This window comes from Paraglaciecola sp. 2405UD69-4, assembly GCF_047525415.1.
In the GTDB taxonomy this organism is placed as follows: Bacteria; Pseudomonadota; Gammaproteobacteria; order Enterobacterales; family Alteromonadaceae; genus Paraglaciecola.
In genome coordinates this window covers 68,012-80,444 of record NZ_JBLIXM010000002.1, presented here as the reverse complement: position 1 = coordinate 80,444, position 12,433 = coordinate 68,012, and the positions used below count along the sequence as shown (strand labels likewise).

The window sequence follows — 12,433 nt, the reverse complement described above, 5'->3', positions numbered from 1 at the left end:
ATGAGACACGGCCTATTGCAAATAGCCTAGTATGAAAACTTGTTAGCTGAATATAACTTTTGAGAAAACTCCCATACAGCTCCTACTTGACCATCGCCAATGTGCTCTCCATCCAACTCCACTACTGGAGCAATTTCTTTACTAGAACTGGTTAGCCAAACTTCATCGGCCTGCCTCACTTCTTCCATGGAGATGACACGCTCTTGGACTTCAAGATCACTATGGGTGCGCAGAATGTCTAAAACCATATTGCGAGTAACCCCTGCCAATATTTGATTATCTAAAGGTGGCGTGAAAACCTTGCCATCTTTAACAATAAAAACATTACAGGCAGCGGCCTCAGTAAGTTCATTAGCTGAGTTGTAGAGTAAAATTTCGTTCACTCCCGCATCTATGCCTTGTTGTAAATGCATCACATTGCCTAACAAAGATGTTGATTTAATTTGACAGCGCTTCCAACGTAAATCTTCAGTACTGGTGACTTTAAATGTCTTTACAAACTTTCTATCAGCAACAGTAGCTGGTGCTATTTCGAAAGCAAAGGCAAATATTGTGGGTGAGACATTATCTGGATAAGCATGAAAACGCTTCACATCAGCGCCGCGGCTAACATGTAAATATACAGCGACGCTTTCAGCAGCATTTTTTTGAATAAGCGTTTCAAAAATATCTCGCCATTCATCTACTGATTTAGATAATTTAATTCCAATAGAGTCTAATCCTTTTTGCATACGCTCCATATGCAAACTAAACCCTATTAATTTCCCATTATGAGAAGGCACAACTTCGTATATACCGTCACCAAATAAGAACCCTCTATCTAAGGGAGAAATTTTAGCTTGAGTCATTGGCATAAACTCGCCATTTAGGTAAACAGTATTTGTATCCATCATCATTCTAACTAATTTAAGTTCCAAGTTTCTAATTATGCCATGAATCAATTCATTAAAAGAAGAGTATCTTATCGGCCTTTAATTTTTTTGTAACGTATTGACTAATAAATAAATCAGGTACAATGCTCATATTATTTAGCTTTCAAAAATCGAATTTACTATGTTGCAAGTCGGAAAATTTCATACATTAACTGTTTCCAAGGAAGTCCCTTTTGGATTTTATCTAGATGGTGGTGACGCAGGTCAAATTCTGTTGCCAACTAAATCAGCTCCGTTGGGTTGCGCAGTAAACGATGAAGTTAAGGCATTCATTTATCACGACAGTGACGACCGCATTATTGCTACCACTAAACGTCCAAAAGCATTTGTTGATCAATGTGCTTTTTTAAAGGTTGTGAGTATCACTAAAGTAGGAACCTTTGTTGATTGGGGCTTAGAAAAAGACCTGTTGGTACCCTTTAGCGAACAAGATTACCCTATGGCAGAAGGTGTTTCCTACGTTGTGTATGTATTTTGCGATGAAGAAACAGGTAGATTAGCCGCTTCCACTAAATTAAATGAATTCTTATATGAAGAATCCAATGCAGAGTCAGGCTTATATCAGGCTAAACAAAAAGTGGATTTACTGATATGTGGTCAAACAGAGATGGGCTATAAAGCAGTTATTAATGGCTCGCATCTTGGCTTAATTTTTAAGGATGAGGTTTTCAAACCCATAAAAGTGGGTCACTCAATGGAAGGGTACATTAAGCGTGTTCGTGAGGATGGTAAAATTGACTTATGCTTTCAATTTCATGATCCAAGTGCCCGTAATGAATTAGAAGAACAAATAATAGAAGATCTAATAGCCCATGGCGGCCTGTCTACATTAACCGATAAAAGCCCCGCGGCAGAAATATCTAAACGCTTTAATGTAAGTAAGAATACCTATAAAAAGGCCTTGGGATCACTTTACAAACAAAAACGTATTTTATTGGATAAAACCAAGGTAACACTTGTATCCGGTACTCAGTCTTAAATTAAATAGATAAGAAAGAAGAGTAAATGAAAGCAACAGTAAGTTGGGAAAAAGAACTAAAATTTAATTGTGAAACGGAAACAGGCAAGCATCTAGTATTAGATGGAAGTGGTGAACATATGACACCAATGGAGACTGTTTTGTTATCAGTTGGTGCTTGTTCGTCAATTGATGTAGTTGATATCCTTAAAAAATCTAGAAAGCAAATATCCCATTGTGAATGCAAATTAGAAGCCCAAAGAGCAGAAGAGGCGCCGCGATTTTTCACGGCTATTCATGCACATTATATTGTATCGGGTAGTGACCTGTCTGAGAAACATGTCGCTCGAGCAGTGCAGCTATCAGCAGAAAAATATTGCTCGGTCATGCTAATGTTAGCCAACAAGGTCGATATAACCACTAGTTACGAAATAGTGTAATTTAAGTCCCAAGATAATAGCTAAATTTAAGGAGATGGATGTGCTGGAAACAGTTTTACTCTAATACAACAAACTCTCCTTTTTTATATCTAGCTAAAACCTGTTGTTGATTATTGTAAAATATAGGCACATTTTGCTGTTTAAAAGCCTTTAAGTAGTACATGGTTGGCCAAGCATGTGGAGCGATATGATTAGTTTGTTCGGCTTGCGTTTTAGTCACGTCAAAAGTAAAAGCATGTGCTAAAGGCAAGTTACTACCAGGAACAGTATCACGGGTATCAATATAGCTATCACTGAAATCTGCACATGTTCCAAAGTTATGCAGACCATAATCCCAAAAAACACCAGAATAAACCGAAACAGGGTCTAAATAGGTCGTTTGCACAAGTATATTCGCTTTAACTGACTTAGCTCCCTCACAAATACCAAGTGCCACAAATGAGCCACAGCTATGCCCAACGGCATGAATCCCTTTTATATTTATCTTTGACGCTAAACGAACACCTATCTCAACTCCCAATTTCCTACCGGCAACAGAGCAAATAAACACATTGCTTGAGTGCCTTTCCCAATCGAGACTATGGTTTTGCTGCTTGATGTTTAACAAACTAGTGTATGGGCTTTCTTGCATCAAAGCTTGTAATAAATCACTCCAGCTTGAGGGGCTGTCATGGACACCATGTGCAGAGATAGTAAAGTACTCAATATCGTCTCCAATCTCAAAGCTGTTCTGCTTAGAGAAGTCTCTAGGCCAGTAGGAATATAACGATAAAGCAAAAGACACCAATAAAAACGGTATGGTAGGAATGATAGCTAACCATTTCAACGCCAATCGAAAAAACGCTTTGCTGGACAAATTAAGCATTTAGAATTACTGCAACTAAATAAAAGTAGCCTTGGATCATTACAAAAAACCAAATCTTGTTATATGCATGGATTGAAAATACTATATATGTTGAAACTTACCCATTCACAAAAAGAGTTATCGATTTGCTTAAATCTTTCCACCATGTCGCAATAATTTGTTCTAACTACGAGGTATCTAAACACTTTTATACCTCAATATTGGGACTTAAAGTAATTGCTGAAAATTACAGAGAAAAACGCAACTCATACAAACTCGATTTAAGCTTACCCAATGGTGAACAAATTGAATTATTTTCATTTGAAAACGCACCACCAAGGCCTAGTTTTCCTGAAGCTCAAGGCCTTCGCCATTTAGCTTTTGCCGTTGACTCCATCGAAATAGTTTCAAAGTATTTACAAGATGCTGGTATAGACGTCGAACCAATAAGAGTCGACGAATATACCCAGCGTAAGTTTACGTTTTTTAGTGATCCGGATGGACTTCCGCTAGAGTTATATGAACAATAATTAACGGATACTGCTCATTAAAATTTAGCAAATGCCTGCTCAAAGTCAGCGACGAGATCATCAATATCTTCGATGCCAATAGACATACGTATCATATTGTCACTGATATTCATGTCTTTCCTTTGTTGCTCACTACACTCAAAATAAATCGTTGGAGCGACAGGAAGCGCTAAAGTACGAGTATCTCCTAAGTGAGTAGCACATATGACTAAATCTAAGGCATTTAAAAATGCTATTGGATCGATACCATCAGTCAAATCAAAACTAAGAATACCGCCGTACCCATTAAAGTACTCTCTTGCCAAAAAATGTTGAGGGTGATCTGCTAACCCTGGATAGTAAACCGCAGCTACATGCTCATGACCATGTAAATAAGTAGCCAAACGCAACGCGTTTTCAGAAGTTTTTTCAGTACGTAATGCTAGCGTCTCTAGACCTACTGATATGGCATGAGCTGAAGCAGGCGCCAAGGTTGCGCCCATATCACGTAACCCTCTTTTCTTAATTTGAGTTAACCCCCATTGGCTAGTATCTGCTGTGCGATAAAGAGGTAATATATTTTCAAAACTAGCCCAATCGAATAAGCCCGTATCTACAACCGCACCGCCTAAAACATTACCATGGCCAGCAATATATTTAGTTAATGAGCCAATAGTTAAAGACGCCAACACAGACTTAGCATCAAACATATTGGCAGGTGTCATAGTATTGTCTACCAAGAACAAAGCCTTTCTGTCTTCACATAGCTGTCCGATAGCCCTTAAATCTGCAACTTGGGTAACAGGATTCGCAATGGTTTCTAAGTAAACTGCTTTTGTATTTTCTTTGAATGCAGATTTAACATTTATCACATCGGTTACGTCAACAAAGTCCACTTCTATTCCAAGTGCCCCCATAGTTTCAATCAAACTACGGGTATTTCCGAATAAGAAATGACTCACTAATATGTGATCACCTGCTTTAAATAGACTTAGCATAGTCGCTGTAATTGCAGCCATTCCCGTTGCAAAGGTTACCGCTCCTACCCCACCCTCTAAAAAGTTTAGAATATTCTGTAGGGCGACATTTGAGCCAGTTGATGAACGACCATAAACATGACCTGCTTGCTTACCTTGGAAAACATCAACAATATCTTGAGCTTCTTTGAACTCAAACAAAACTGAGTTAGTTGTCGGCTGATGTACTGCGCCACTTTCAGGGCTATTAATAAGGCGATCAGCATGAACTAGACGAGTGGTGAAACCTTTATTTTTCAATCTTTTCTCTCCGTGACTGGCACGATGTTAATGAGTTTATCTCGAGCATTTTACTCTATATTGATGAGTGCTAAGACAATAAACGTAAATTTAAATATTGGGCGTATTGTTGCCGATATATTGCAAAGGACCAAATCTGATAAGCTTTTTCTTATAATAAAAAATTACAGAGACTTAATAATACTTTGATAACTTAACTATTTTACTATCAATATCCCCTAGAATCAGCCTCTACTTGTATCAAGTTTTGCAATAAATATCTAAACAGCGCCTTTGAGTGAATAGTTTTGTTCAAAGAATAGAATTATTTAGTCTATCAAGCATTTCAATATTGGGCCGCGCAATTTACACTATTGGCACATTTACTTAAAGAGACCGTTTTATCTAGTGTAAACAAGATGTTAACACTAAAACTGAAGTCTACTTAAGCTTTTACCCACTTTCACCGGAAGTTATATATTGAAAATTTTAGTATTTTTGTTGTGTTTGTTTAGCTTTACAGCCTATAGCCAGCAAACCGCTCAAAGTTTATTTGGGCAACACCGCACAGCTTTGTATCAAATAAAAATTATTGAACTTGAATCTGGTAACAAATCATCAATAGGATCTGGTTTCCAAGTTGACCTTCAAGGCAATATAGTCACCAATTACCATGTTGTTTCAGAATATGTTTATAACCCTGACAAATTCCGTATTGAGTACATGGCTAACGATGGTAGCGAAGGCAAATTGCAGCTAGTTGATGTGGATGTTGTTAATGACCTAGCATTGGTTAGAAAGCTCCAACTTGCTGATGAAGCGGCCTTCCCTATTGCATCCTCTCTTCCAGAACAAGGCAGTGATATTTATTCATTAGGTAACCCCCATGATTTAGGCATGATAGTAGTCCCGGGTACCTTTAATGGCTTAAAGAAAAATAGCTTTTATCAGCGTATTCATTTTACTGGCTCCATTAACCCAGGTATGAGTGGAGGGCCTGTAGTCAACGACTTGGGTGAAGTGATGGGTGTTAACGTAGCAACTGCTGGTAATCAAATTGGTTTTCTAATTCCATTATCCAAAATACTGGGGCTATTAGAAAGCCAAGAAGCAGCTCCCCTCGAAAATGACCAGTTAAAAGCCCGATTGCAACAGCAAATAAAGGCCAATCAGCAAGTATTGATCGATAGATTGAAAATGAGAGAGTGGCCAACCAGAGAGCTAGGCGAAGCATTGGTCCCTTCAAATATTACCGAGTTTATTTCATGCTGGGGTGGCTCTAATACTAGTGATAAAGAAGCGCTATTTTTATCCGTTGAGAGTCGCTGCCAACTTGATGAACAGATATATGTGCACGGTGGTTTACGCACAGGAGGCTTAGAATTAGAGTTTGAATGGTTAGACGGTAAATCCCTAGGTGAGCATCGGTTTTATAATTTCTTCTCTCAAAGTATTACTGGAGCCGGACCAAGTAATAACGCATCTAAGGCAGATGTCACCAACTTTAAATGTGAAGAAGATAAAGTGACAAATCGTCATGGAGTCACAAATAAAACAGTTTTTTGTGTAAGAGCCTATAAAGATTTCGATGAGCTATACGATGTTCTTTTTGTTGGCGCTAGCATAGACCACAAAAACAAAGGGCTACTCAGCCATTATACCCTAGCAGGGGTAACCAAAGACTCAGCCTTAGTGTTTTCACAAAAATTTATGGATGCAATATCATGGCAATAGTATTAGAGCTTCTTTCTCGCAAAAACATCCCGTTAAAGCACTATAAATTTGAACAAGACTATGTGTGTGTTGGAAGAGATTTCAACAATGACCTGCGTCTAGACGACCCTTATGTATGCCCTAGTCATATGTTAGTTGCCATGGATCCTGAGTCTGGGCTTTTAATGGTAAATGATTGCAAGTCTGCAAATGGTATAAAAGTAAACAACAAGTTTGTTACACAGGCAAAGTTAAACCCACAGGATATAATCAAAGTCGGCCGCACCCGTCTTAGAATAATAGACACTAAAGCGCCATTGGCTGAGGCTATTCCATTAAGTGAGCTAGAAGAAAATTTAAACTGGTTAAATAGAGCCCCCCTTGCCGTCGCACTTTCATTTTTGTGCTTAGGTTTAATGTTGGCATTAGAATTTTTTAGCAGTGTTAATGAGTTTAATATTATCAAAGCACTACCGACTGAACTTGGCCAATTGGCAGCATTTTGTTTATGGCCTTTATGTTTCGCTATACTTGCAAAAGTTGTTAAAAAAGAAAGCCACTTAACCAATCAAGTTAATTTAACATTATTGATGTTCCTGCTGGTTAATTTACTGCTGCTGGCAAAAAGTGTTGTCATTTTTAACATCCACCCAGGTGGTTGGTTTTCATGGTTTGAATTATTGTTGTTTGCAGGCCTTACGGTAGGTTTTATTTGGTTAACCTTATTCATTGGATTCCACCAAACCAACAGACGCAGAAATGTTATCTCTGTTTTAATGAGCGCCGCTATCATAGCGCCTATCTATGTTCTTGGGTTCATTAACAGTGAAGACTTCAACCCTCGCCCTACTTATGACCCTATTTTACTTCCGCCAACATATAACCTAACCCGCAGTATAGATACGCAGGAGTTTGTTGAGAGAACAGAAAACTTGTTTGTAGAAGTAGATAAACTAAAGAGTAAGGCTTTGTAAGGTAATTTAATGTGTATATTATTTGTAGCAGTTAATCGCCATAAAGATTATCCCCTGGTGATTGCTGCAAATCGAGACGAATTCTTTAATCGCGAAACCACTGAGTCCCATTATTGGCCTCCTAATCAGCAAATACTCGCAGGCCAAGATATGGTGGCGGGCGGAACATGGATGGGGATCAATAAGCAAGGCTTTTTAGCCTCTTTAACGAATATTCGAAACCCTGAAAGAATCAATCCAAATGCTGTATCCCGTGGCGAGCTGGTCAGTGAATTTTTAAAACATCCTAGTGATAGCTATGGCACGAAGTTATCTAGTAGTAAGCAAAACTACAATGGCTACAACCTTCTATTTGGAAAATGGAATAAGCTATCTGTATACAATAACCATAGTGACGAATTACAAGCCCTCACTGATGGCTACTATGGATTATCGAATGCAGACTTAAATAGTCCCTGGCCCAAAATAAATAAAGGCGTAGCTGCACTAGAAGAGTACTGCAAAGATGGCCACGATATTCACTCCAATATTTTATTTGAGCTGTTGTTAGATACCTCTAAAGCGCCAGATGAAGAACTTCCTAAGACAGGTGTATCACTTGAGTGGGAACGTTATGTGTCTTCGATATTTATTAAAGGTAAAGATTACGGCACACGCTCTTCCACTGTATTAAAAGTAGATAAAAATCACAATGTATTCTGGCATGAGAAGACCTACAATAGTGAAGCTGTGTGCACATCAAGTAAAAATTTTAATTTCAATATAATTTAGTGCAAAATCGACTCGTTTTTTCAATACGCGATGTCATAATACGCGCCTATTCAGCCTTTTTAATAAAGATCATTTAAGGAACATCATGTTTGACGTATTGCCGCAACTTCCAGCCGACCCTATTTTAGGTTTATCTACGGCGTTTAAAGCTGATAACAATCCACACAAAATTGACTTAGGTGTTGGCGTTTATAAAGACGAACAAGGTCACACCCCAATTTTAAGCTCAGTTAGTAAAGCTCAAACGATTTTGCTAGATAAAGAAGACTCAAAGACTTATATCACCCCTCAAGGTGTACAAGGTTATATTGATGGCATGCTAGAGTTAATGTTAGGCAAAGGTAACCCTGTATTACTAGCAGATCGTATTGCAGCAGTTCAAGCTCCAGGTGGCTGTGGCGCGTTGCGCATCCTAGCAGAATTAGTTAAGCGTTGTGACGATACAACTACAGTTTGGGTAAGTGATCCAACTTGGGCCAACCATATCCCTTTGATCGGCAATGCTGGTTTAAATTTAGAAACTTACCCGTATTTTGATAAAGAAAATGCCTCAATAAACTTTGATGCTATGGCTGAATGTTTAGGTAAGGTGAAAAAAGGTGACATAGTTTTACTACATGGTTGCTGCCACAACCCAACAGGTGCCGATTTAAGCAAAGAGCAATGGCAAGTAGTTTTAGAGCTAGCTAAAAAGACAGGCTTCATTCCTTTTGTAGATACTGCTTACCAAGGTTTTGGTGATGGGTTAGAAGAAGATGCTTATGGTATGCGTTTATTGGTAAACAACCTACCTGAAGTACTAATAGCTGCTTCATGCTCTAAGAACTTCGGTCTATACCGTGAGAGAGTGGGTATTGCTGTCATGGTTACTGAAAACACTAAGACTCGCCAAGCCATTCAAACTCAAATCCAAGCAATTGCCCGTGGTATCTATTCTATGCCACCTTCATATGGTGGAGCACTGGTTGATATCATCCTTAATGATGCAGCCCTTAAAGCTGAATGGGTAGCAGAAGTAGAAGGTATGCGCAGCAGAATGCAAGACTTGCGTTCGTTGTTAGTATCTAAAATGAATGAATATGGTGCTACTAAAGACTTTGAATTTGTTAAAAAGCAAAAAGGTATGTTTTCATTTTTATGCATCACACCTGAACAGGTTCAAGCAGTAAGAGAACAACACAGTGTTTATTTCGTTGGTTCTAGCAGAGTCAATATTGCAGGTATCAGTAAAAACAATGTTGATACTTTAGCAAAAGCATTAGTATCGGTTTTATAAAACCAAAACCAATAAAAAACCGGTTAAGGCGTTCACCTTAACCGGTTTTTTTATGCCTAAAGATTGTTAGTCATTAGGCTTTGAGTTCTCTACTCTACTTTTAAGCTTCTGCCCAGGTCTAAAAGTAACAACCCTTCTAGCTTTAATAGGGATGTCTTCTCCTGTTTTTGGATTTCTTCCTGGCCTTTCACTTTTTTCCCTTAAGTCAAAGTTACCAAAGCCCGACAATTTTACTTGTTCGCCAGACTCTAAGGCTTCACGCACTTCTTCAAAAAATGTCTCAACAAGATCTTTCGCATCGCGCTTATTAATCCCTAGTTTTTCAAATAAATGTTCCGCCATTTCGGCTTTGGTTAACGCCATACCGTCAGTCCCTCAAAGATGCTTCAAACTTGTCTGACAAAACAGCTAAAATTTCATCAACTGTTGCCTGAATATCGTTTTCTTCTAATGTTTTACTTTTGTCTTGTAATGTGAGTGAAATTGCCAAGCTTTTCTTTCCTTCTGGAATTCCACTGCCAGTATATACATCGAACAAGTTTAGGCCAACCAATTGATTTGCGCTAGATTTTTCTATGCAACTCAATATGTCGCCTACTACTTTATCATTGTCTACAACAATTGCAATGTCACGTCTATTTGCAGGAAATTTTGAAATTTCTTCTGCAACCGGTAATTTCTTAAGGCCTAATGCAGATATTTCTAATTCAAATACAAATGTACGGCCATTAACACCTAACACCTTTTCGAATTGAGGGTGAACGGCACCTATGTACCCCACTAGGTTATCAGCTACAAAAATTGCAGCACTTTGGCCTGGATGTAATACACTGTGCTGACATAACTCAAATCTATATTCGGATATCCCTGCAGTATTAAGTAAATTTTCTACATCGGCTTTTACATCGTAGAAATCTACTGTTTTAGTTGGGTTATCCCAGCTTTCATCTGCGACCGTACCAGCCACTGCACCACTAATAACCAGCTCTTGTCGCACTCCAGCTTTTTCACTATTGTCTGGAATAAAGCGTAACCCTGATTCAAACAATCTAACTCTAGACTGCTGACGCTTTTGGTTATGAGAAACAGCTTGTAATAAGCCTGTCCATAAACTTACCCGCATAGTCGACATTTCTGATGAAATCGGATGTGGCAATGCCATTCCTTCTACATCAGGATACAAAGCAGATTGAACTTTAGGGTCAACAAATGAGTAAGTAATAGCCTCTTGATAACCATTCTCAACTAAACTGCTTTTTAATTCACCTAATTGAATTTTTTGCTCTTGATGCTTAGACATCTGCAAACTTGCGACAGGCGCAATATGCGGAATACTGTTGTATCCATATACTCTCGCTACTTCTTCAATTAGATCTTCTTCAATACTAATATCAAATCTATAGGGAGGAACACTTACATTCCAAACATCGCTTTCTAATGAAACATCAAACCCTAATCGTTCAATAATATCTGTTACTTTATCTGAAGCAATTTCAATACCAAGAACTTTAGTTAAACGACTTTTTCTAAGGGTCACAGAACGACTCTGAGGAACTAGAGATTCATCTACAGCTTCTACAATTGGACCTGCTTCGCCACCTACAATCTCAAGTAACAAAGCGCTGGCTCTTTCCATAGCTGTACGCTGTAATTGAGGGTCAACCCCACGCTCGTAACGATGGGAAGCGTCTGTGTGTAAGCCGTATTGACGGGCCTTACCTTTAATCAAGTCTGGATCAAAGTAGGCACTTTCTAAGAAGATGTCTTTAGTATCATCTGTCACACCAGAGTCTTGTCCTCCAAAAATACCAGCCATGGCTAGTGCTTTCTCAGAGTCTGCGATCACTAGAGTGTTGCTTTGTAACGACACTTCATTGCCATCCAATAAAGTTAACTTTTCTGAGTCATTTGCTAAACGTACAATAACGTCCCCAGAAAGCTTGTCATTATCAAAAGCATGCATTGGATGGCCTAACTCTAACAAAACAAAATTAGTGACATCTACAACTGGGTCAATACTTCTTATTCCAGAGCGGCGTAACTTTTCAACCATCCACAATGGAGAAGAGGCTTTCACATCTATATTTTTTATGACACGTCCTAAGTATCTCGGGCATGCGTCTGACGCTTGAAGAGAAATAGCACGAACATCTTCAATGGTAACATCAACATCTTTAACGTCTGGCTCAGTTACCGCTATTTGATTCAGTACACCGACTTCACGGGCTAAGCCTTTAATACCTAAACAATCAGCCCTATTTGGAGTTAAATCAACTTCAACTGACACATCTTCAAGTTGCAAGTACTCTCTAATATCTGTTGCAATTTCAGCATCTTGAGGCAACTCTAAAATACCATCATGGTCATCAGAAATACCTAATTCAGAAAAACTACACAACATACCAAACGAAGGCTGACCTCGTAATTTAGCTTTCTTGATTTTAAAGTTACCAGGTAAAACCGCACCAACTTTTGCCACTGCAACCTTAAGCCCTTGACGACAATTAGGCGCACCACAAACAATATCAAGTAATTCGTCTTCACCAACATTAACTTTGGTAACCTGCAATTTATCGGCATCAGGATGCTGGCCGCATTCAACGACTTCACCAACCACAACGCCAGAAAACTCACCCGCTACCGGCTCAACACCATCAACTTCAAGACCAGCCATACTCAGCTGCTCGGATAACTCTTCAGTAGATATTGCAGGATTAACCCACTCTCTCAACCACTTTTCACTAAATTTCATATTCTTGG

General features: G+C 38.7%; 12 protein-coding genes. 7 read left to right on the top strand and 5 right to left on the bottom strand.

Annotated elements, in window-relative coordinates:
• Window positions 1-26: 26 nt before the first annotated feature.
• Window positions 27-896, bottom strand: coding sequence for an aminotransferase class IV (locus ACMUMK_RS06940; protein ID WP_414701378.1), 870 nt, complete (start codon window positions 894-896; stop codon window positions 27-29).
• 157 nt (window positions 897-1,053) lie between these two features.
• Here ACMUMK_RS06940 and ACMUMK_RS06935 point away from each other — a divergent pair, with 157 nt between their 5' ends.
• Both ACMUMK_RS06935 and ACMUMK_RS06930 read left to right on the top strand, forming a co-directional pair.
• Window positions 1,054-1,911, top strand: a complete 858-nt coding sequence (locus ACMUMK_RS06935) for a S1 RNA-binding domain-containing protein (RefSeq protein ID WP_414700408.1) — start codon at window positions 1,054-1,056, stop codon at window positions 1,909-1,911.
• A 26-nt stretch (window positions 1,912-1,937) separates the two neighbouring features.
• Complete coding sequence (locus tag ACMUMK_RS06930; RefSeq protein WP_414700407.1) at window positions 1,938-2,330, top strand: OsmC family protein; 393 nt, start codon at window positions 1,938-1,940, stop codon at window positions 2,328-2,330.
• Window positions 2,331-2,385: 55 nt separating this feature from the next.
• On the opposite strand, the gene ACMUMK_RS06925 is transcribed toward ACMUMK_RS06930, so the two are convergent.
• Window positions 2,386-3,162, bottom strand: coding sequence for a hypothetical protein (locus ACMUMK_RS06925; RefSeq protein ID WP_414700406.1), 777 nt, complete (start codon window positions 3,160-3,162; stop codon window positions 2,386-2,388).
• A 158-nt stretch (window positions 3,163-3,320) separates the two neighbouring features.
• On the opposite strand from ACMUMK_RS06925, the gene ACMUMK_RS06920 reads away from it, so the two are divergent.
• Window positions 3,321-3,704 carry a VOC family protein gene (locus tag ACMUMK_RS06920; protein ID WP_414700405.1) on the top strand — a complete coding sequence of 128 codons (384 nt, stop codon included), beginning with the start codon at window positions 3,321-3,323 and terminating at the stop codon, window positions 3,702-3,704.
• A gap of 17 nt (window positions 3,705-3,721) precedes the next feature.
• Here ACMUMK_RS06920 and ACMUMK_RS06915 read toward each other — a convergent pair whose 3' ends face one another.
• A complete protein-coding gene (locus ACMUMK_RS06915) occupies window positions 3,722-4,960 on the bottom strand; it encodes a cystathionine gamma-synthase family protein (protein ID WP_414700404.1) in 1,239 nt (412 codons plus the stop codon).
• Window positions 4,961-5,419: 459 nt separating this feature from the next.
• On the opposite strand from ACMUMK_RS06915, the gene ACMUMK_RS06910 reads away from it, so the two are divergent.
• From ACMUMK_RS06910 to ACMUMK_RS06895, 4 genes are all read left to right on the top strand, one after another.
• Window positions 5,420-6,673: a S1 family peptidase gene (locus tag ACMUMK_RS06910; protein WP_414700403.1), complete on the top strand. Its 1,254-nt coding sequence runs from the start codon at window positions 5,420-5,422 to the stop codon at window positions 6,671-6,673.
• Window positions 6,664-7,626, top strand: a complete 963-nt coding sequence (locus tag ACMUMK_RS06905) for an FHA domain-containing protein (protein WP_414700402.1) — start codon at window positions 6,664-6,666, stop codon at window positions 7,624-7,626. The genes ACMUMK_RS06910 and ACMUMK_RS06905 overlap by 10 nt, the downstream gene beginning before the upstream one ends.
• A gap of 9 nt (window positions 7,627-7,635) precedes the next feature.
• Window positions 7,636-8,397, top strand: a complete 762-nt coding sequence (locus ACMUMK_RS06900) for an NRDE family protein (protein ID WP_414700401.1) — start codon at window positions 7,636-7,638, stop codon at window positions 8,395-8,397.
• A gap of 85 nt (window positions 8,398-8,482) precedes the next feature.
• Complete coding sequence (locus ACMUMK_RS06895; protein WP_414700400.1) at window positions 8,483-9,673, top strand: aromatic amino acid transaminase; 1,191 nt, start codon at window positions 8,483-8,485, stop codon at window positions 9,671-9,673.
• 66 nt (window positions 9,674-9,739) lie between these two features.
• Here the strand turns inward: ACMUMK_RS06895 and ihfA are convergent, their stop codons facing one another.
• The gene (gene ihfA, locus ACMUMK_RS06890; protein ID WP_414700399.1) at window positions 9,740-10,036 is read right to left on the bottom strand and encodes an integration host factor subunit alpha; all 297 of its coding nucleotides are present in this window, start codon (window positions 10,034-10,036) and stop codon (window positions 9,740-9,742) included.
• 4 nt (window positions 10,037-10,040) lie between these two features.
• Window positions 10,041-12,425: a phenylalanine--tRNA ligase subunit beta gene (gene pheT / locus ACMUMK_RS06885; RefSeq protein WP_414700398.1), complete on the bottom strand. Its 2,385-nt coding sequence runs from the start codon at window positions 12,423-12,425 to the stop codon at window positions 10,041-10,043.
• Window positions 12,426-12,433: the final 8 nt, after the last annotated feature.